This is a genomic window from Streptomyces sp. ACA25 (genome assembly GCF_028200735.1).
Classification (GTDB): Bacteria; Actinomycetota; Actinomycetes; order Streptomycetales; family Streptomycetaceae; genus Streptomyces.
Genome location: NZ_JAQKPV010000001.1, coordinates 797,609 through 817,994, shown reverse-complemented (window position 1 = coordinate 817,994; position 20,386 = coordinate 797,609). Strand labels below are relative to the sequence as shown.

Below are 20,386 nucleotides of genomic sequence, written 5' to 3'. Positions count from 1 at the left end.
CCTGCGGCGCGCCGGATGCCGCTCCGGCGTCGGTGGTCAGCCGACCTCCCGCATCATCCGTTCCATGGCGGCGACGGAGGTGCGGGTTTCTGCCAGCTCGGTGGTGATCCGTTTCTGCTGGTCCGTGAGCTCCAGCATCAGCCGGGTGTTCTCCTGGGCGAGTTCCTGATAGCTGCGCTCGTCCTTGAGGGCGGCGCGCACCTTGACGGTGGCGAAGAGCTGCCACACGAGCACGGTGGCCAGCGTGAACACGGCGATCACGGCGACCGACGCGACGATTGCATCGGGGTAGTCCATGGCTACTCACCTTCTCCGGCGGTCCGGGGACCGCCGCTCTGGTCCGGGGTGCTCCCGGACTGCCTACCGGTCCGGGGAGGGGCTGGTCCGCGGCTCCTGGTGTCCGCGCCGAGCGTGGCCACCGCCTCGGTGATGTCCTGCGGCGTGAGGTGGAGAACGAAGGGCGCCGCCTCGACGTACTTCATGGCCTTGCCGTCCTCGGAGACCTCCATGGAGCTGGTGATCAGGCCACTGGCCTCCAGCCGCTGGAGGTGCATGTGCAGCAGCGGCCTGCTCATCCCGAGGTCGCGGGCGAGCTGGCTGATGTAGTTCCGCTCCGCCGCCAGCGCCGCGATGATCCGCAGGCGGTGCGGATTGGCGAGCGCGGCGAGCTTCTGCAGCAACTCGTCTCCGGACAGGGCCGGGGCTGACTCGCTCGCGCTCATGGCGACCGCCTTCACTTCCGTGTGTAAGAAAAAGCTGACACATGACCGACACACCCGTCAACTTTTCCTGACACATGTCAGGGTTCTCTCCGGGTCCACTCCGGGATTTCCCTGATCCGCGCGAGGACGCCCTCATGCCGCTGCCCCCTCCCGGTGTCGGGAGGGGGCAGCGGCATGAGGAAGGGCAGGTGGCCGGCGGTCAGCTCCGCCGCTTCTTGCGACGGGCGGGGTTCCCGGTGCGCTTGGAGTGCAGCCGGTCGTGCTGTTCGACTGCCGTCTCGTAGTCCCGCCGCAGCAGCTTCTCGCCCGGCGCCTCGTAGGCGCTGCGCATCGCGTAGGCGAGCAGCACACCGAGGAAGCCGATCACCTTGATGCTGCGGAAGGAGAGTTCGTCGGCGCGGCCCCGCATCGGGCGCACGTAGGAGGACCAGGTACGGGTGAAGGCCATCGAGGAGCAGATCGCGAAGGCGACGACGGCCATGATGTTCAGCCAGGCCGCGGCATCGGAGACTTGCAGGCCCGCGTAGGCGACCCGCAGCACCACCACCCCGCACACGGTCAGCAGCACGGCTCCCAGACCCAGCGCGAACCTGCGCAGGGTGTACATGCGGGAATGGTCCACCCAGCTCGTGCCGTAGAAGCGGATCGGCTCCGGCTGCGGTCGGTCGGTCGGCTCGTCGGTGACGGCCGGCGGCTCCTTACTCATGCCGTCGATTATGGCCAATGCGTTCGAGTGGCCCGCCTCCCGGTCTCCCCGCACCGACCGGTCTCCTCCGTGACCTCCCGGTGCCACGGCCCTCAGCCGCCCAGCAGGGTCACGTCGCGCACCGCGCCCTTGTCGGCGCTGGTGGCCATCGCGGCATACGCCCGGAGTGCCTGGGAGACCTTCCGGTCACGGGACACGGGGGCGTAGCGGCCACCCAGAGCCTCGCGGCGGGCGGCCAGCTCGGACGCGGAGACCTTGAGCTCGATGGTCCGTCCCGGGATGTCGATGCGGATCAGGTCGCCGTCCTCGACCAGCGCGATGGTGCCGCCGGCGGCCGCCTCGGGGGAGGCGTGGCCGATGGACAGGCCCGAGGTGCCGCCGGAGAAGCGCCCGTCCGTGACCAGCGCGCACTTCGCGCCGAGGCCGCGGCCCTTCAGGAAGGCGGTGGGGTACAGCATCTCCTGCATGCCCGGCCCTCCCTTGGGCCCCTCGTAGCGGACCACGACCACGTCCCCCTCCGACACCCGCTTGGTGAGGATGGCGTCCACCGCGTCCTCCTGGGACTCCACGACGACCGCCGGCCCCTCGAAGGTCCAGATCGACTCGTCGACGCCGGCCGTCTTCACGACACAGCCGTCCTCGGCGAGGTTGCCGTAGAGCACGGCCAGGCCGCCGTCCGCGGAGTAGGCGTGCGCGGTGTCATGGATGCAGCCGTCCGCCGCGTCGGTGTCCAGGGTGTCCCAGCGCTCGGACTGGGAGAACGCGGTCGCGGAGCGACGGCAGCCGGGGGCGGCGTGGAACATCTCCAGCGCCTCCGGGGACGGGGAGCCGCCCCGGATGTCCCAGGTCTTGAGCCACTCGTCGAGCGAGTCGGCGTGCACGGCGCGCACGTCCTCGTTGAGCAGCCCGCCACGGTGCAGCTCCCCGAGAATGGCCGGGATGCCGCCGGCCCGGTGCACGTCCTCCATGTGGTAGACGCCGTTCGGGGCGACCTTGCACAGGCACGGAACGCGCCGGGAGACGGCGTCGATGTCCGTCATGGTGAAGTCCAGGCCCGCCTCCTGCGCCGCGGCCAGCAGGTGCAGCACGGTGTTGGTGGAACCGCCCATCGCGACATCCAGCGCCATCGCGTTCTCGAACGCCGCACGCGAGGCGAGGGCACGGGGCAGGACCGTCTCGTCGTCCTGCTCGTAGCGCCGGCGCGTGATGTCCACGACCGTACGGCCGGCCGCCTCGTACAGCTCCTTGCGGGCCGTGTGGGTGGCGAGGACGGAGCCGTTGCCGGGCAGGCCCAGCCCGAGGGCTTCGACCAGGCAGTTCATGGAGTTGGCGGTGAACATGCCGGAGCAGGAGCCGCAGGTCGGACAGGCGGCTTCCTCGATGCGGGTCAGGTCCTCGTCGGAGATGGTGTCCGAGACGGCCTCGGACATGGCGTGCACCAGGTCGAGGTTGCTGCGGACCGTGCCGTCGACGAGTGTGGTCTTGCCGGCCTCCATGGGCCCGCCGGAGACGAAGACGGTGGGGATGTTCAGGCGCAGGGCGGCCATCAGCATGCCCGGGGTGATCTTGTCGCAGTTGGAGATGCAGATGAGCGCGTCGGCGCAGTGCGCCTCGGTCATGTACTCCACGGAGTCCGCGATGAGGTCCCGGGAGGGCAGGGAGTACAGCATCCCGCTGTGCCCCATGGCGATGCCGTCGTCCACCGCGATGGTGTTGAACTCGCGGGGAATGCCGCCCGCCGCCTGGATGGCGGCGGACACGATGCGGCCGACGGGCTGCAGGTGGGTGTGTCCGGGAACGAACTCGGTGAAGCTGTTCGCCACGGCGATGATCGGCTTGCCGAAGTCCTCCCGGGCTACGCCCGCGGCACGGAGCAGGGCGCGCGCGCCCGCCATGTTGCGTCCGTGGGTGACAGTGCGGGACCTCAGTGTCGCCATGCTCGCTCTCCCTGAAGATGTACCGGCCGGAAGGTGTACGGGCGGCCGGGGGGTGGGTCCGGGGGCTGAGCTTCCGAGAGTACGCCGCGGGACCGATGGGTGAAACGCACGTACCGGATGCCGAGACATGGGCATGTCGCACCGGACGGGACACCCCGCGGCGCCCCGGGCACCGTGCGGAGCAGTACCGGGGCGGGGCCGGACGGAAACCCGAGGGGTCACCCGGGGTCGGCCGGGTGCGGGGCGAGCAGCGGGAGCGGCGTGGCGCCCGGCGGTACCGCCGCGTGCGCCGCGAGGCGCTGCGCACACAGCTCCGCCAGCACCTCGTAGCCCTCCCGGCCCATCATCTCGGTCAGCTCCGGACGGTACGAGAGGTACACCGGTTCGCCCGCGCCGTGCGCGGACGGCGCCCCCGTGCACCACCAGTGCAGGTCATGGCCGCCCGAGCCCCAGCCGCGGCGGTCGTACTCCCCGATCGAGACGCACAGGACCTGGCGGCCGTCCGGCTGCTCCACCCACTCGTAGGTCCGCCGCACCGGAAGCTGCCAGCACACGTCCGGTTTCGTCTCCAGCGGTTCACGGCCTTCCTTCAGCGCCATGGTGTGCAGCGCGCAGCCCTGGCCGGCCGGAAAGCCGGGGCGGTTGAGGAAGATGCAGGCCCCGTCCACCCGGCGGGTGCGCCGGTCGCCGTCCTCGTCGGTCTCGGCCCAGCCGTCCCCGGCCTGCGCCTCGGCGTGGAACTGCCAGCTCGCGGGCGTCAGCCGGGCCGCGTGCGCGGCGACCCGCCGTTCGTCGTCCTCGTCGGAGAAATGCGCCCCCAGCGTGCAGCAGCCGTCGGTCGCCCGGCCGGCCTCGATGCCCTGGCAGCCCTGGCCGAAGATGCAGTTCCAGCGGGAGGTCAGCCAGGTCAGATCGCAGCGGAACACCTGCTCCGGGTCGGCCGGGTCGGGGAACTCCACCCAGACCCGGGCATGTTCGAGCGCCACCTCGTCGCCCGCGGCGCGCCGCTTCGCACCGTCGAGGTTTTTGACCGGCTTCGCCCTCTTCGTCTTCGCCACATGCTCAGCCTACGGGCGGGCGCGCACCGGTGCCGAACGGCGGACATCTCCTCGGACAGCCGTGGAGCGGGCTAGCGTTGGCCGGCATGAGACTCGGTGTGCTCGACGTGGGATCGAATACGGTCCACCTGCTGGTCGTGGATGCGCACCCCGGTGCGCGCCCGTTGCCGGCCTCCTCCTACAAGGCGGAGCTGCGGCTGGCGGAGCTGCTCGACGAGGCCGGAGCCATCTCTCCCGGCGGGATAGACCGGCTGGTGGTGACCGTGCAGCGGGCACTGGAGGCGGCCGAGGAACAGGGCGTGGCCGACCTCCTGCCGTTCGCCACCTCGGCGGTCCGGGAGGCCGTGAACGCCGACGCGGTGCTCGCCCGGGTCGCCGAGGAGACCGGGGTCTGCCTGCAAGTACTGTCCGGCGCGGACGAGGCGCGGCTCACCTTCCTGGCCGCCCGGCGCTGGCTGGGCTGGTCCGCCGGGCGGCTGCTGCTGTTCGACATCGGCGGCGGATCCCTGGAGATCGCCTACGGCCTCGACGAGTCGCCGGACGCCGCCGTGTCACTTCCGCTGGGGGCCGGCCGGCTCACCGCGGCCCGCCTCCCCGGCGACCCGCCGGACCTCCTGGACGTGAAGGCGCTGCGCCGCGAAGTGCGGACCGACATCGCCCGAGTGGTGGGCGAGTTCACCCGGTACGGGCACCCGGACCGGGTGGTGGCCACCTCCAAGACGTTCAAGCAGCTGGCCCGGCTCACCGGAGCGGCCCGCTCCTCCGAGGGCGAGTACGTGCGGCGGGAGCTGGAGCGGGAGGACCTGCGGGCCTGGGTTCCGAAGCTGGCGGTGATGCCTTCCCAGGAACGCGCCGGGCTGCCCGGGGTCTCGGAGGGGCGGGCCCGGCAGCTGCTGGCCGGGGCGGTCGTGGCCGAGGCCACGATGGACCTGTTCGCCGTGGAGACGCTGGAGGTCTGCCCGTGGGCGCTGCGCGAGGGCGTGATCCTGCGCCGCCTGGACCGGCTGCGTGAGGCATAGCCGTCGGGCCGTGCGGCGGGGAGTGACCCGCGCCGGGGCCGGGGCCGGGGCCGTGCGCTGCGGAGACACCCACCGCGTGCGGCACCCGGAGCAACAGTGACCGGGACGGCGCGCGGAACGCCCCGAGCGCCTACGGGCACGCCGTAGGCTTGCCGCGTGGTGCATCAGGCTTCCCTCCCGGGCGCGAAGGTCGCGCTGTCGACCGCTTCCGTGTATCCGGAGAACACCGCGGCGGCCTTCGCCATCGCCGCACGGCTCGGCTACGACGGCGTCGAGGTCATGGTGTGGACGGACCCGGTGAGCCAGGACATCGATGCGCTCCGGCGCCTGTCCGACACCCACGGCGTTCCCGTCCTTGCCGTGCACGCCCCCTGTCTCCTGATCACGCAGCGGGTGTGGTCCACCGACCCGTGGCAGAAGCTCCAGCGGTCCCGCGTGGCGGCGGAGAAGCTGGGAGCCTCCGCTGTCGTCGTGCACCCGCCGTTCCGCTGGCAGCGCTCATACGCCCGCAACTTCATCGACGGCATAGCGCGGATGGCGGACGAGACCGATGTCCGCTTCGCGGTGGAGAACATGTACCCCTGGCGGTACCGGGACCGGGAGATGCAGGCGTACGCACCTGCCTGGGACCCCACCGAGGAGGACTTCCCGCACTTCACCCTGGACCTCTCGCACACCGCCACCTCCCGCTCGGACGCGGTCCGCATGGCCACCCGGATGGGCGACCGGCTCGGGCACGTGCACCTCGCCGACGGCACCCCCTCGGGCAAGGACGAACACCTCGTGCCGGGCCGCGGCGACCAGCCCTGTGCCGAGGTGCTGCAAGCACTGGCCGCGCAGGGGTACGACGGACACGTCGTCGTCGAGGTCAACACCCGGAGCGCGGGCTCCGCCGCCCAGCGGGAAGCCGACCTGGCCGAAGCCCTGGCGTTCACCAGACGGCACCTCACTCCCCCGCTGCCCGGGCGGGAGACCCGGTGAGCGCCTCCCGCCGGTGAGCGCACCCCGCGAGCACCGCCGGCCGCCTCACAACGGTGGTCAGCTGCTCCACACCTCCGGGCCGATCCCGGGCACGGGGCCGGTCCCGGGGCCACCGAACCGGTAGCCGGGGCCGTGATCCGGCCCGGAGGCCGTACCGGTCGGACGCGGCTCCGGGTCCTCCGGCGGCGGGTCGGACGGCGGCGGGTCCGGGTCCGGAGCCGGTTCTTCGGGACCCGTGCCCTCCACCGTGATGACCGCGTCGCCCGGCCCGAGGGTGATGCGCCCGCGCCACGCCCCCGGCGGCTGCCGGTCCTGGTCCACCGTGACCGTGACCGTCGCCGTCTCACCGGGCCGCAGCGTGCCCGAGGTACCGCTGAGCCACAGCCATGAGGCGTCCGTGGCAGCGGTCCAGTGCACCGGCGACCCACCGGAGGCGGTCAGCGTGATCTGCGTGCCGTCGTCCGTGGACACCGCCTCCACCGTCAGCCGGCCCGGCCCCGGCAGCCCGGAGTCCTCCGGGTGCGGGGCCGTCGTCTCCGGGGGGCCGTCTCCCGGCGCGCCCTCCTGCTCCGCGCCCCGGCCCCCGGACGGCTCCGGGGACCGGCCCAAGCGGTCTCCGTGCCCCGCGGACGGCCCCGCGTCGTCCGCTCTCCCGTCCGGCCCCCCGGCGCTGCCAGGACTGTGGTCCGGCCCGGCACCGGTGCCGTCGCGCTCCCCCGGCCCCTGGCCGCTTCCCGCGTCCCCCTCGTGCTCCGCGGCTACCGAGGAGCCCCCCGAGGCCTCCCCGGTCACCGGGGCGCCCCGATAGGCGGCCCACAGCGCCAGCACCGGAGCTGCCAGCACCGTGGCGACCACCGTGGTCGTCACGGCCCGGCTGCGCAGCCGCTCCCTGCGCGCGGCGCGCTCCCGGTCCTCCTGCGGAAACCCGGCCCGGTCGAAGCGCGGCAGGTGCTGCGCCCGGGCCCGCAGCACGGCCAGCCGGGCCGCGTGCACCGCCTGGCGGGGAGCGCACAGCACGGCCAGCCGGGACGTTCCCGCAGAGGTGCCGGGCCAGCGCGCCGAGGCCATCGCGCGCTGCGCGGCACGGCGGCAGCCCCCGCACGCGTCCACGTGCCGCACCAGGTCACGGCGGAGGCCGGTGCTGAGCACCAGCCGGTCCCGGCCGGACCCGGCCAGCGCGACGATGCCGCGGCAACCGCCGGCCTCGACCACCGCCAGCGCGGCCCGGGTCCGCTCCACCTCGCAGGCTCCGCTGGTCAGCAGGGCCCGCGCGGCCTGGGTGGACAGCCGCAGCACCTCCGCCACCTCCGCCACCGCGAGCTGGTGACGGACCGCAAGCTCCAGCGACTCACGCTGCTCGGGGCTGGTGCCCGCCGCTTCCGGCCAGGCCAGCGCGGCCAGTTCACGGCGCCTGTGCTCCGCGTCCGGCCCGCCGGCCCGCGGGATGACCGGCCCCGGCCGGCGCTCCCGCTGCGCGGTGAGCCGGCGCAGACAGGCCCAGCGGGCCAGCGCGTACAGCCAGGGGCGGTGCAGCTCGGGATCTCCCGGGCGCCGGCCGCGTTCGTGCTGCCGCTCGGCGAGCACCAGCGCCTCGGCGAGCGCCGCGGTGGCCGCGTCGTGCTCGCACATGACGGACAGGCAGTAGGTGAACAGCCCGTCCAGGTGGCTGTCCTCGTAGGCGGGCAGGCGGACCGGGCCGTCCGGGCCGCCGCGCGAGCGGGGAGGATGCGGGGAACGCTGGAGACTGCTGGTCATCACTCCGTGACGGTAGGCGCCCGGGGCGCACCCGTCGGGGCGGCGGCGAGGAGATTCCTCCTAATGGGTGACGACGCGCGCGCGGCCGTGTCCCGGAACCGGGGTCCGGTCCGGCGGTGTCGGCACCCGGGGATAACGTCGCGGCATGGCCCGAAAAGCAGACCGCCCCTCCTACCGCTGCACCGAGTGCGGCTGGTCCCCCGCGAAGTGGCTCGGCCGGTGCGCGGAGTGCCACGCCTGGGGCACCATCGAGGAGGTCGGCGGAGCCCCCGCGGTGAAGACCACCGCGGCCTCCCGGGTGATGTCACCCGCACTGCCCATCGGGAAGGTCGACGGACGGGGGGCCACCGCGCGCGGCACCGGGGTGCCGGAGCTGGACCGGGTGCTCGGGGGCGGGCTGGTTCCGGGCGCCGTGGTGCTGTTCGCCGGCGAGCCGGGAGTCGGCAAGTCCACCCTGCTGCTGGACGTGGCGGCCAAGTCGGCCTCCCCGGAGCGGCCGACGCTGTACGTCACGGCGGAGGAGTCGGCCGGCCAGGTACGGATGCGGGCGGACCGGATCGGGGCCCTCGACGACCACCTGTACCTCGCCGCCGAGACCGACCTGTCCGCGGTGCTGGGTCAGCTCGACGTGGTGAAGCCCGGGCTTCTCGTGCTGGACTCCGTGCAGACGGTCGCCTCCCCGGAGATCGACGGCGCACCGGGCGGGGTGGCCCAGGTGCGGGAGGTGGCCGGGGCACTCATCCGGGCGTCGAAGGAGCGGGGGATGTCCACCCTGCTGGTCGGTCACGTCACCAAGGACGGCGCGATCGCCGGGCCCCGGCTGCTGGAGCACCTGGTGGACGTGGTGCTGCACTTCGAGGGCGACCGGCACGCCAGGCTGCGGATGATCCGCGGGGTGAAGAACCGGTACGGCGCCACGGACGAGGTCGGCTGCTTCGAACTGCACGACGAGGGCATCACCTCCCTCGCCGATCCGTCGGGGCTCTTCCTCACCCGCCGGGCCGAGCCGGTCCCCGGCACCTGCCTGACCGTCACCCTGGAGGGGCGCCGTCCGCTGGTGACCGAGGTGCAGTCACTGACCGTCGACAGCCAGATCCCGTCCCCGCGGCGCACCACCTCCGGCCTGGAGACCTCCCGGGTATCGATGATGCTGGCCGTCCTGGAGCAGCGGGGGCAGATCACCGCGCTCGGGAAGAACGACATCTACACCGCTACGGTGGGAGGGGTGAAGCTCTCCGAACCCGCGGCGGACCTCGCCATCGCGCTGGCCCTGGCGAGCGCCGCGAGCGACACTCCGCTGCCGAGCAATCTCGTGGCGATCGGCGAAGTGGGCCTGGCCGGGGAGGTCCGCCGGGTCACCGGGGTGCAGCGGCGGCTCGCCGAGGCGTCCCGGCTCGGCTTCACGCACGCCCTGGTACCGGCCGATTCCGGGCAGGCGCCGCCGGGCATGCGGGTGAAGGAGGTCGCCGACATCGGGGAGGCTCTGCGGGTGCTGCCGTCCGCCCCGCGCAGGTCCAAGCCGCCCGCCGCGCGGCGGGATACCGACCGGCCCGCGGAAGCACGCCGGTAGACTCATCGGGCGCAGGGCATCGACAGTCAGCGGAGGAACGCATGGCAGGCAGTGACCGGCCGGCCGGCACCGGCAGGCACGGAGCCGGAACGGACGGGCTGCTGCGTGCTTCGTTGAGCGCGATCGCTCCGGGGACGCAGTTGCGGGACGGCCTGGAGCGGGTGCTCCGCGGCAACACCGGCGGGCTGATCGTGCTCGGTGTGGACCGCACCGTGGAGTCGCTGTGCTCCGGCGGGTTCGTGCTGAACGTCGAGTTCAGCGCGACCCGGCTGCGGGAGCTGTGCAAGCTCGACGGGGCCATCGTCCTGGACCGCGAGATCACCAAGATCGTGCGGGCCGGGGTGCAGCTCGTGCCGGACGCCAGCATCCCCACCGAGGAGACCGGAACCCGGCACCGTACGGCCCAGCGGGTGTCCATCGAGACCGGCTTCCCGATCATCTCGGTCAGCCAGTCGATGCGGCTGATCGCCCTCTACGTGGACGGCCAGCGCCGGGTCCTGGAGGACTCCGGCGCCATCCTCTCCCGGGCCAACCAGGCGCTGGCGACGCTGGAACGCTACAAGCTGCGGCTCGACGAGGTGGCGGGCACCCTGTCCGCGCTGGAGATCGAGGACCTGGTCACCGTGCGGGACGTGGCCGCGGTGGCGCAGCGGCTGGAGATGGTCCGCCGGATCGCCGCCGAGATCGCCGAGTACGTCGTGGAGCTCGGCACCGACGGCAGGCTGCTGTCCCTGCAACTGGACGAGTTGATCGCCGGTGTGGAGCCGGAGCGGCAGCTGATCGTCCGGGATTATCTCCCGGAGGCCGGCGGCAAGCGGTCCCGGAAGGTGAGCACCGCGCTGTCCGATCTCGACGGGCTGACCCACCCCGAGCTGATCGAGCTCTCCATGGTGGCCCGGGCGCTGGGCTACAGCACGTCCCCGGAGACGCTGGACAGCGCGGTCTCGCCGCGCGGTTTCCGGCTGCTGGCGAAGGTCCCGCGCCTCCCCGGTGCGGTCATCGACCGGCTGGTCGACCACTTCGGCGGGCTGCAGAAGCTGCTGGCGGCCAGTGTGGACGACCTCCAGGCAGTGGACGGCGTGGGCGAGACCCGGGCCCGCTCGGTGCGCGAAGGGCTGTCCCGGCTGGCGGAGTCGTCGATTCTCGAGCGCTACGTCTGAGCCGGACACCTACCTCCCGCGAGAGGCAGGGGGAGTGCGGCGGCTGATGGGAACACGCGGACGCGACGGTCAACGAGCTTGCCCTTGATGCCCCCGGGCACGTGCCCTGGTGGTCGGAGCCTTCTCCCCACACCAACCTGTTCGCCATCATGGTCCATGTCCTCGGCGAGACCATCCGGTATGCCGGGCACGCCGGCATCCTGCGCGAGGGCGTCGATGGCCGGACCGGGGTGCGTGCCGAAAACGAGCAGCCTCTCGACGAGGAGGCCCGTGCGGCCTGCTGCGCGAAGATCGAGCAGGCTGCCAGGGGTGGCCGCGCCGACCGGCGCTTGGGGGTCTGCTCCACGACGTGACGTGATGTTCGAGCGGCATGATGCCGGTCGTGAGTGCTGATCTGTCGAAACGTCTGGTTCCTGTTGAACTCCGGGAGCTGGTTGCCCGCCGTCGTTCGCGGCTCGGCCGCAAGGTGGTGGGACCGCTCGCGGTGACGAACGGGCCGTGTTCACGGCAGTGGTGTACGTGCTGACCAGCAGCTGTGCCGGGCGGCGTCTGCCGCCGACGCCGGCACGTCCTCCGCCACCGCGCATCGCCGCTTCACGGTGTGCCGCTGGTCGCCGGCGCCCTGGAGTACAGAGGGGTGCCGCCACGGGGTCAGTCCTTGTCGAGACGGAACGAGATCGGGGTCACGGTGAAGCCGGGCAGCTCCGCCTCGGCGAGGTAGGTGGTGCCGGTGGCGGCGGCCCGGCCCCGGGAGCCGTCGCAGTCCTCCGGGGAATGCCGGCGGTCCCAGACGACGGTGTGCACAGCGGTGCCGTTCGCGGGCACCCGGAGGAGTTCCGACTCGTCACCCTTGGGGCAGCGCTGGGAGTTCCACACCTCGTCGTCGCCCTGGGAGAGCGTCAGCTCCAGTGCCCCGTGGCCGACGTCGATCCGGCAGTCCGTCCCGGACTCGTTGCGCAGGGTCAGCTGCAACTCGGGTCGCTCGCCCGGAGGATAGGCGTTCTCGGCACTGCGCAGCGAGAGGGTCAGCCGACTCGGCCGGCAGTCCGGGAGGCCCGCCACGGCGGCCCCGGCGCCGGCCTGAGCCTCCCCGGATCCGCCGCCGTCACCGGCCTCGCCGTCCTCGCTGTCCCGGCCGTCACCCTCCGGTCCGTCACCGTCGTCCGCGTCGCCGCCCGTGCCGTCCTCGCCGGAGCCGTCCCCGGACCCTCCGCCGTCGCCGTCGCCGTCCTCGTCGGCGTCCTCCTCGTCGGAATCCTCGCGCCCACCCGGCCGTTCGTCGCTGTGCGACTCCCCGTCAGTGGGACCGGGCGTCAGGGACGGCGCGGGGCCGCCGGCCGCGTCGTCCGCTCCGGATCCGGTGGAGTCGGTACCTCCGGACGTGCGGAGCGCCCAGAAGACGAGCAGCGCGAGGACGGCGAGGAGCAACAGCATGACGGCTCTCCGCCGCCAGTAGATGGAGGAGGGGAGTGGTCCGATCGGAGTGCGCAGAGATCCCACGCTGAAACCTTACGAGACGGCGGGACTGCCCCCTGGCCCTACCCACCGCTTGGCAGAGCACCGTTTGGCATCGGAGTGCGGACACGTCCGCCGGAAACGCTCACACCGCCCCGAACGGGCCCGGCGGCGGCTCCCGGGGCCGGCCGCCGGCACCCGTGTCCCACCCGGGCGGATACCCCCGAACGGCGACGCCCGGTCCGGTCACCGTCGGGTGCTGTGGCCACCGGGTGCGTGGCGCTTCCCCCGGGCCCCGGCCCGGCGTGCCAGGATCGGAACCGTTATGACTGCGACTACCGCGGCGCACCCCGCCACACCGGATGCCGAGCCGACCGCCCTCCACTCCCCCGTCATCGACTGGTTCGCGGCCCACTCCCGCGACCTGCCGTGGCGGCGGCCCGAAGCCGGGGCCTGGGGAGTCATGGTCAGCGAGTTCATGCTCCAGCAGACGCCGGTCAACCGGGTGCTGCCGGTCTACGAGCAATGGCTGGAGCGCTGGCCCCGGCCCGCCGATCTGGCCGCCGAATCTCCCGGCGAGGCCGTGCGGGCCTGGGGCCGGCTCGGCTATCCGCGCCGGGCCCTGCGGCTGCACGGCGCGGCCTCCGCCATAGCGGAACGGCACGGCGGCTCGGTGCCGACCAGCCACCACCAGCTGCTGGCGCTGCCCGGCGTCGGGGAGTACACCGCCGCGGCGGTCGCCTCCTTCGCCTACGGTCAGCGGCATCCGGTGCTGGACACCAACGTGCGGCGGGTGTTCACCCGGGCGGTCACCGGGAAGGAGTTCCCGCCGAACGCCACCACGGCCGCGGAGCGCAAGCTGGCTCGGATGCTGCTGCCCGAGGAAGACGCCACCGCGGCCCGTTGGGCGGCGGCCACGATGGAGCTCGGCGCACTGGTGTGCACCGCCCGGAAGCCGGCCTGCACGAGCTGCCCGATCGCCCGGCTGTGCGCCTGGCGGCAGGCCGGTTCCCCGCCCCACGAGGGCCCGCCGCGCCGCGCCCAGACGTACGCGGGAACGGACCGGCAGGTCCGGGGCAAGCTGCTGGCGGTGCTGAGGGAGGCCGCGGGGCCGGTCCCGCAGACCGCGCTCGACCAGGTGTGGGACGAACCGGATCAGCGGGCCCGGGCCTTGCGCGGGCTGGTCACCGACGGCCTGGCCGAACAGTTGCCGGACGGCCGTTACCGGCTGCCCGGCGCCGGCCCCCGCTGAGCACCGGTCGCCCGCCCCAGCTCACCGGGTCGTCCCGGAGCGTGCCCGCGCCTGCTCACCTGCGCGGGGGTACGCAGGGGTCCGGGCGTCGCGGGACATGGCATCGGGTGCCGTGCCTTCCGGAGGGTCGCCGGGAGGCTCGCACGCAGACCGTCACTCGAGCTCCCAGGTGAAGACGGTCGTCGGCCCGTCGTCGCTGCCTCCGGCGGACCGGTAGGTGGCCCGGGCGGCCTCGTTGTCGGTGTCGGCGGCCACCCACATGCCGTGACAGCCTCGCGTGCGGGCCAGCTCGGCCAGCGCCAGGACGAGCCCGCGGCCGATGCCCCGGCCGCGGTACTCCTCCTCGACCCCGAGCTCGTAGAGGAACATTTCCGTGCCCTGGTCCGGGTGCGTCATCTCCACACCCGTGACCATGCCGGCCGGGGTGCCTTCCACCCGGGCCACCAGCAGGTGGTGCCCGGGCTCCCGGACGAACTTCTCCGCCCAGTCCGCCCGCACCGGCCCGTCGAAGAGGGCGTCTGCCGCCATGACCCCGGCCACCGACGTCACCCGCTGTATGTCCGTCATGCTCGTCCTGTCTCCGTGCCGGCCCCCGCCGGGACCGGTGGGGGCCATGTGCTCCGCGCGCCGTTCCCGGCGGTGCGGCCGGCCAAATCTACGCCGGACCCGCCGGGAGCCGTGGCCCCGGGTGGGTGATCTCCCCGGCGGCTGCGGGCGGTTGCCCCGACGGGGCCCACCGCAGCCGGACAGGGCCGGTCACCGGGCGTGACAGTCCGCCAGGTGGTCGTTGACGAGCCCGCAGGCCTGCATCAGCGCGTAGGCGGTGGTGGGTCCGACGAAGCGGACTCCGCGCTGCTTCAGCGCCTTCGCCAGGGCGACGGACTCCGGCGTGGTGGCCGGGACGTCCGCGAGCCGGCACGGAGCCGGGCCGGCCGGCGGAGCGTGCGACCAGATCAGCTCGGTCAGCTCGCCCTCCGCCCACTGCCCGAAGAGCCGGGCGTTGCCCAGCGTGGCGTCGATCTTGGACCGGTTGCGGATGATCCGCGGATCGGCCAGCAGCCGGTCCGCGTCCGCCTCGCCGAAGGCCGCGACCTCGGCGATCCGGAAGCCGGCGAAAGCCTCGCGGAATCCTTCCCGGCGGCGCAGGATGGTCAGCCAGGACAGCCCGGACTGGAAGGCCTCCAGGCACAGCCGCTCGAACAGGGCGTCGTCCCCGCGGACCGGGCGCCCCCACTCGTCGTCGTGATACGCGCGGTAGTCGTCCTGCTCCGCGCCCCACGGGCAGCGCAGCAGGCCGTCCGGCCCGGCCACGGCCGATGAACTCTCCATGCCCGCCAGTGTGCCGCAGCCCTGTGACACCGCCCCGTCCCGGCGGACCGCCGCCGTAACCGGGGGACCGGCGCGGGAGCTGCTGGTCAGGGCACCTCGCGCAGATAGAGGGCACCGCAGGTGTGGCAGAACGGCTCCTCGGTGCTCCCCCAGGCATCGTCCGACCGGGTCTCGGCGTGCGGGGCCAGCTTCCGCCCGCACATCGCGTCGATGTCGGCGCCCCGGCTCATGTGCCAGGTCTTCACTGCTCCGCGGTCCCTCTCCCGGGCCTCGTCGTCCTCGTACTCGGCGCGCGCCACATGCTTCATCGCGGCCCACCTCCCTGTCTCCCATCCTGGCCCCCGCCGGGCCGTCCGGCGACCCGGCGGCACGGTGAGAGGGACCGCAGCCGCCCGGGCCGAAGGCGTCGCAGCCCGGGCGGGCCCGTCGGCGCCGGGCAGGCCCTACAGCCGGAACCAGACGGTCTTGCCGGGGTCGTGGAGGTGTCGGCGGATGTCCCAGGCGCGGGCACAGCAGCTGAGCAGCCGCAATCCGCGCCCGTGCTCCGCGCCGAGCGCAGCCGGCCGGTCCGGTGACGTGAGCACCCCGGGTGCCCGGTCGTGTACGAGCACGTGCAGCTCGCCGGGAGAGGTAGAGGTCCAGTAGCAGTGGAGGCCGACCGGCGGCGGGACCGGGCAGCGCAAGGAGGCAGCGACCGCGTTGCTGACCACCTCCGAGGTCAGCAGGACGGCCGTGTCGATCAGCTCCGGGTCACCCGGGACCTCGGACCCGAGGTGGGTGCGCATCGCCTCTCGGGCGTTGCGCACCCACCTCGGGTCCGAAGGGAAGAGCAGGGTGAAACCGGTCGCGGAGCGGACCGAAGCAGAATGCATGTGGTGCTCCTCAGGGGCGGGTGGGACGCGGACAGGACAGATACGGACAACGGGCACGTGACGGGACGAGTGCCACGGCAGCACCTTCTGATGCGCCGTTCGGGCCGATTTACCGACCTGCCGAGCAACGCCAGGACCAGGAGTATCACTTGGGGAAGAAGCTGTTCCCCGCGAGTACGGCACCGGGGCACAGATACCCGAAGGAGGGGGAGAGACTCGTCACTGTCCGCGACCCCCGACCTCAGCTCCCGCCCGCCCGCCGCGCCCCCGCCCGCTCGGCCGGTTCCGGCTACCGGAGGGCGAAGCGGTCGGTGGCCGCCAACAGAGCGTCTGAGATCCCGGGCGCGCCGGCGAAGTGCCCCGCCTCGTCGACGAGGACGAGCTCACCCTCCGGCCAGGCACGGACGAGTTCCCAGGGGGTGCCCAGCAGATTGCCCAGGTCCAGGGTGCCCTGGACGATGACCCCGGGGATGCCCGCCAGCCGGCCGGCCTCCCGCAGCACGATGCCCTCCTCGAGCCAGGAACCATGACTCCAGTAGTGGGTGACGAGGCGCGCGAACGCCATCCGGAACGCCGGATCCTGATACCGGAGGAACGGTTTGGGAGCGGCCGGCACGATGGCTTCCTCCCAGGCGCACCAGTCCCGCGCGGCCTTGTCCCGGACGGCGGGGTCGGGGTCGTGCAGCAGGCGACGGTAGGCGGCGGCCAGGTCGCCGTCACGCTCGGCGGCGGGCACGGCGGACCGGAAGCGCTCCCACTCCTGCGGGAACACGTGCCCCAGTCCGCGGGTGAGCAGGTCGGTTTCCGCCCGCCGGCCGGTCGCCAGCCCGGTCAGCACCAGCTCGGTCACCCGCTCCGGATACCGCTCGGCGTAGAGCAGTCCGAGTGCCGCCCCCCAGGAACCGCCGAACACCAGCCACCGGTCGATGCCCAGGCGCTGCCGCAGTTGCTCCATGTCGGCCAGGAGATGAGGGGTGGTGTTGCTGTCGAGGCAGGTGTCCGGGTCGCTCGCGTGCGGCGTGCTCCGGCCGCAGTTCCGCTGATCGAACAGCACAATGCGGTAGGCGGCCGGATCGAAACAGCGGCGCATCCCGGCGTTGCAGCCGGAGCCGGGACCGCCGTGCACGAACACGGCCGGCTTGCCCCGCGGGTTCCCGCAGACCTCCCAGTACACGAGGTTGCCGTCACCTACGTCGAGCATCCCGTGCTCGTACGGCTCGATCTCCGGATAGCTCATCCGTTCCCCGTGTTTCTGTCCGGTGTGATGGGCGGCCTGCTGTGCGGATGCCGCGACCGTCCGACCGTAGCCGGGTGGCCCGACGCGCCGCAGCGGGATTTACGATCGGTCAACGGCTTGGTGGGCGCGCGGGGTTGGGGGAGACATGGATCCGTCCGGGGTGGGGCTGCGGCTCGGCACGAGTCTGCTGACCGCGATGGCCAAGAAACTGTTCCGGCAGGACGGGCCGGGGGCCGGACTGGTGGACCGGCCCGTGCGGGTCTCCGCACTGGTGTCCTTCCGGGGCGAGCAGCGCACCCTGGCCGAGGAGGATCTCGTCCGGCTGGCCCGGGAGCTGGTGGACCGGGCGGCCCGGACCGCCGGACCGCACGACGCCCTGCCGCCCGGCGAGACCGAGCCCCTCGTCACCGCCCTTGCCCGGAGCCTGCACGGCCTGGGCGACCTGGACATGGACGACGTGCAGGCCGTCCGGCTCGGCCCGGCGGCCCTGGCGGCGGAGCTGCGCCGAGGGCAGCGGCAGCGGGGAGGCGAACAGCTCTCCGGGGACGCGGAACTCCTCCTCGATGCCCTCCTGGAGGCCGCCTGCCTGCACATCCTGCACTTCTTCACTCAGCGCTCCACCTTCGTCGCCCGGACGCTCGTCCAGCAGAGCCGGGACCTGGACACGCTGCGGGCCAGGACCGACCTGCTGCTGGAGCGGACCCCGCCGAAATCGGCCGAGAACAGCACCTTCGAGGCCCGGTACGCCGAGTACGTCGTGCGGGAGCAGAGCCGGCTCACGGTGTACGGGCTGGACCTGCGCCGAACCCGGGAGTGGAAGCTCGACGACGCCTACCTCAGCCTGGAGGCGGCCGGCCGGGAACCGGAGGCCGATGACCGGGGCAATCCCAGCGCGCTCGGCGCTCCCGCAACACCGCAGCGCGCCGACCGGGCGCTGAGCGGCCTCCCCCGGGTACTGCTGCGGGGCGGCGCGGGCTCGGGCAAGACCACACTGCTCCAGTGGCTGGCGGTGTGCGCGGCCCGGCAGGAGACCCGGCAGAGCATGCACCACCTGCTCGGCAAGGTCCCTTTCCCGCTGCCGCTGCGCACCCTGACCCGGACCGGCCGCCCGCTGCCCGCCCCGGAGGACTTCCTGTCCGCGGTGAACTGCCCGCTGGCGGGAGCGCAGCCACCCGGCTGGCCGGACCGGGTGCTGGCGGCGGGGCGGGGACTGCTGCTGGTCGACGGAATCGACGAAGTGCCGGAAGGCGAACGGGAGGAGGTCCGGCGCTGGCTGCGCCGCCTGGACACCGCGTACCCGGGCAACCTCTGGATGGTCACCGCCCGGCCGTCCGCCGTGCGGGCGGACTGGCTGGACGCCGAGAACTTCACCGAGCTGTCCATGACGCCGATGGGCAGCCGGGAGTTCGAGGCCTTCGTCCACCGCTGGCACCGGGCCGTCGGCGCGGAGCCGGAGGTCGAGCAGGCACTGCTCGACCTCGTCCGCTCCCGCCCGGATCTCAGCGCGCTGGCCACCAGCCCGCTGATGTGCGCCCTGCTCTGCGCGCTGCACCGAGAGCGCAACGGGTACCTCCCACGGGGTCGCAAGGCGCTGTACGACGCCGCGCTGGCCATGCTGCTGGAGCGCCGCGACCGGGAACGCCCCGACCCGCCGCGCGGCGCACTCGAACTCGACGCGGACACCCAGATCTCGCTGCTGCAGAAGCTCGCCCACTGGCTGATCTTCAACGGCCGTTCCGAGATGGCCGGCTCCCTGGCCGCCCGGCTCATCGGCCAGACCCTGCCCGCCCTCCACCAGGGCACCGGACTCGGCACGGGAGAGACGGTGCTCCGGCACCTGCTGGAGCGCTCCGGCGTCCTGCGGGAACCCGTCGACGGAACCGTGGACTTCGTGCACCGCACCTTCCAGGACTACCTCGGGGCGCGGGAGGTCGTCGACTGGCAGCACTTCCCGGCCCTGGTGGACAAGGCGCACCTGGACCAGTGGGAGGACGTGGTGCGCATGGCGGTCGCCCACGCGCAGCCCGCGCAGCGGGGCGAACTGCTCCAGGCACTGCTGGAGCGGGGCGACCGCGAGCCCGAGCACGCCGTGCGGCTCCACCTGCTGGCCGCCGCCTGCCTGGAGCACGCCACCCAGGTGCGGCCCGACATCCGGGAGGCCGTGCTGGCCCGCGCCGCCGACTACCTCCCGCCCCGCACCAACGACGAGGCACGGACCCTGGCCCGCACCGGCCCGGTGGTGCTGGGTCTGCTGCCGGGCCCGGAAGGGCTGGACGACGACGAGGCGGAGGCCGTGGTCGTCGCCGCCTCCCGGCTCGCCACCGACGGGGCGCTCAAGACGCTGCGTGCCTACCGGGACCACCCGTCCCTGGCGGTGCAGCGCCAGCTGGCCTACAGCTGGCACCGCTTCGACACCGGACGCTACTTCGACGAGATCGTCACCCACCTGCCGCGTGACGGCGAACTTCAGCTCCAGGCGAGCAACGCGGAGGAGCTTGCCCTGCTGGCTGAACTGCCAGGGCTGCGGCGGATCAACCTCGACGGTTCCTTCAGCGAGGAGCAGATCCGTACGGCACTGGCGCACCACCCGTTGACCGCATTGACCCTGCAAAACTGTGAGTTGCACAGCCTCTGCCTTCTCCGGGACTTCGGTGGCCTGGAGGAACTGAAGCTGACCGGGTCCTCCGCGGTCACGGACTTCACACCGCTGGCCGGGGCTCCCCTGCGTTCCCTGCTCTTCGGCTCACCGCCGGGAGCAAGAGTCAGTGGACTCGGCGCTCTCGAGACGCTGGGAGGTCTCTTCCTCCTGCCCGGCACCGAGCTGCCGTCCCTGCGCGAACTGCCACTGCGAGCTCCCTTGCGACAACTGGCCCTCCCGGATAATCCCCCCGACCTCCGCGACCTCCGGTCCTGGCCCGGCCTCACCCGTCTGTCCCTCCAGGTCGTCGAGCGACCCATTGACCCCGAAGAGTGGGGAGCCCTCGCCGGTCTGGAGCGGTTGAGGTTCCTGGCGGTCCGCCCGGTGACGTTGCGCAACCTCGCGGAGACAGGGGTTGTCCTTCCCCGGATAACGCACACTCACCTCTGGTCGACCGACCGTTCGACCCCCCTGCCCGTCGATGTGCTCGAAACGATGGCAGGCTCCCTGCCGGGCCTGACTTCATCGACTTTCACCGCCGACGCGGAGGACCTGGCGCCGCTGGCCCGGCTGGAGTCCCTCCGGTCCCTGCACATCTCCGCGCCCAGCGGCCGGGTGAACTGTCCGCCGCATGTAACGCTGACGGACCGTCCCGCCTCCCGTTACTGACTCGCCGAACCACAGGCCCCGCGTCC

Annotated in this window: 18 protein-coding genes and 1 pseudogene; 7 read left to right on the top strand and 12 right to left on the bottom strand. The window is 73.0% G+C overall.

Annotated features, from left to right (window positions below; genetic code table 11):
* Nucleotides 1-36 precede the first annotated feature (36 nt).
* The 5 genes from PJ985_RS03780 to PJ985_RS03760 all read right to left on the bottom strand — a co-directional run bounded on the left by PJ985_RS03780 (nt 37) and on the right by PJ985_RS03760 (nt 4,423).
* Nucleotides 37-297 carry a hypothetical protein gene (locus PJ985_RS03780; protein ID WP_271682030.1) on the bottom strand — a complete coding sequence of 87 codons (261 nt, stop codon included), beginning with the start codon at nt 295-297 and terminating at the stop codon, nt 37-39.
* Nucleotides 298-299: 2 nt separating this feature from the next.
* Complete coding sequence (locus PJ985_RS03775) at nt 300-722, bottom strand: ArsR/SmtB family transcription factor (RefSeq protein ID WP_271682029.1); 423 nt, start codon at nt 720-722, stop codon at nt 300-302.
* Nucleotides 723-921: 199 nt separating this feature from the next.
* A complete protein-coding gene (locus PJ985_RS03770; protein ID WP_271682028.1) occupies nt 922-1,428 on the bottom strand; it encodes a hypothetical protein in 507 nt (168 codons plus the stop codon).
* A 92-nt stretch (nt 1,429-1,520) separates the two neighbouring features.
* Nucleotides 1,521-3,365 carry a dihydroxy-acid dehydratase gene (ilvD, locus tag PJ985_RS03765; protein WP_271682027.1) on the bottom strand — a complete coding sequence of 615 codons (1,845 nt, stop codon included), beginning with the start codon at nt 3,363-3,365 and terminating at the stop codon, nt 1,521-1,523.
* A gap of 218 nt (nt 3,366-3,583) precedes the next feature.
* Nucleotides 3,584-4,423 carry a hypothetical protein gene (locus PJ985_RS03760; RefSeq protein ID WP_271682026.1) on the bottom strand — a complete coding sequence of 280 codons (840 nt, stop codon included), beginning with the start codon at nt 4,421-4,423 and terminating at the stop codon, nt 3,584-3,586.
* 86 nt (nt 4,424-4,509) lie between these two features.
* On the opposite strand from PJ985_RS03760, the gene PJ985_RS03755 reads away from it, so the two are divergent.
* On the top strand, nt 4,510-5,442 hold the full coding sequence (locus PJ985_RS03755) for a Ppx/GppA phosphatase family protein (RefSeq protein ID WP_271682025.1): 933 nt from the start codon (nt 4,510-4,512) through the stop codon (nt 5,440-5,442).
* 156 nt (nt 5,443-5,598) lie between these two features.
* On the top strand, nt 5,599-6,423 hold the full coding sequence (locus PJ985_RS03750; RefSeq protein WP_271682024.1) for a sugar phosphate isomerase/epimerase family protein: 825 nt from the start codon (nt 5,599-5,601) through the stop codon (nt 6,421-6,423).
* A 57-nt stretch (nt 6,424-6,480) separates the two neighbouring features.
* Here PJ985_RS03750 and PJ985_RS03745 read toward each other — a convergent pair whose 3' ends face one another.
* Nucleotides 6,481-8,178 (bottom strand): BACON domain-containing protein, encoded by a 1,698-nt coding sequence (locus PJ985_RS03745; RefSeq protein WP_271682091.1) that lies wholly within the window; start codon nt 8,176-8,178, stop codon nt 6,481-6,483.
* 145 nt (nt 8,179-8,323) lie between these two features.
* On the opposite strand from PJ985_RS03745, the gene radA reads away from it, so the two are divergent.
* From radA to PJ985_RS03730, 3 genes and pseudogenes are all read left to right on the top strand, one after another.
* On the top strand, nt 8,324-9,748 hold the full coding sequence (gene radA / locus PJ985_RS03740; protein WP_271682023.1) for a DNA repair protein RadA: 1,425 nt from the start codon (nt 8,324-8,326) through the stop codon (nt 9,746-9,748).
* Nucleotides 9,749-9,789: 41 nt separating this feature from the next.
* Nucleotides 9,790-10,908, top strand: a complete 1,119-nt coding sequence (disA, locus tag PJ985_RS03735; RefSeq protein ID WP_271682022.1) for a DNA integrity scanning diadenylate cyclase DisA — start codon at nt 9,790-9,792, stop codon at nt 10,906-10,908.
* Nucleotides 10,909-10,955: 47 nt separating this feature from the next.
* Nucleotides 10,956-11,261: pseudogene (locus PJ985_RS03730) on the top strand (mycothiol transferase); the annotation flags it as partial.
* A gap of 298 nt (nt 11,262-11,559) precedes the next feature.
* Here PJ985_RS03730 and PJ985_RS03725 read toward each other — a convergent pair.
* A complete protein-coding gene (locus PJ985_RS03725; protein ID WP_271682021.1) occupies nt 11,560-12,408 on the bottom strand; it encodes a hypothetical protein in 849 nt (282 codons plus the stop codon).
* Nucleotides 12,409-12,688: 280 nt separating this feature from the next.
* Here PJ985_RS03725 and PJ985_RS03720 point away from each other — a divergent pair, with 280 nt between their 5' ends.
* Entirely contained in the window at nt 12,689-13,615 is a 927-nt protein-coding gene (locus PJ985_RS03720; RefSeq protein ID WP_271682020.1) for an A/G-specific adenine glycosylase, read from the top strand.
* A gap of 153 nt (nt 13,616-13,768) precedes the next feature.
* On the opposite strand, the gene PJ985_RS03715 is transcribed toward PJ985_RS03720, so the two are convergent.
* From PJ985_RS03715 to pip, 5 genes are all read right to left on the bottom strand, one after another.
* Entirely contained in the window at nt 13,769-14,182 is a 414-nt protein-coding gene (locus tag PJ985_RS03715; RefSeq protein WP_271682019.1) for a GNAT family N-acetyltransferase, read from the bottom strand.
* A 189-nt stretch (nt 14,183-14,371) separates the two neighbouring features.
* On the bottom strand, nt 14,372-14,944 hold the full coding sequence (locus PJ985_RS03710; RefSeq protein WP_271682018.1) for a DNA-3-methyladenine glycosylase I: 573 nt from the start codon (nt 14,942-14,944) through the stop codon (nt 14,372-14,374).
* A gap of 86 nt (nt 14,945-15,030) precedes the next feature.
* The gene (locus tag PJ985_RS03705) at nt 15,031-15,252 is read right to left on the bottom strand and encodes a hypothetical protein (protein ID WP_271682017.1); all 222 of its coding nucleotides are present in this window, start codon (nt 15,250-15,252) and stop codon (nt 15,031-15,033) included.
* A gap of 135 nt (nt 15,253-15,387) precedes the next feature.
* Complete coding sequence (locus PJ985_RS03700) at nt 15,388-15,816, bottom strand: ATP-binding protein (protein WP_271682016.1); 429 nt, start codon at nt 15,814-15,816, stop codon at nt 15,388-15,390.
* Between the two features lie 289 nt (nt 15,817-16,105).
* Nucleotides 16,106-17,053: a prolyl aminopeptidase gene (pip, locus tag PJ985_RS03695; RefSeq protein WP_271682015.1), complete on the bottom strand. Its 948-nt coding sequence runs from the start codon at nt 17,051-17,053 to the stop codon at nt 16,106-16,108.
* Nucleotides 17,054-17,198: 145 nt separating this feature from the next.
* Between pip and PJ985_RS03690 the strand changes: the two genes are divergently transcribed.
* Complete coding sequence (locus PJ985_RS03690; protein ID WP_271682014.1) at nt 17,199-20,360, top strand: NACHT domain-containing protein; 3,162 nt, start codon at nt 17,199-17,201, stop codon at nt 20,358-20,360.
* Nucleotides 20,361-20,386 lie beyond the last annotated feature (26 nt).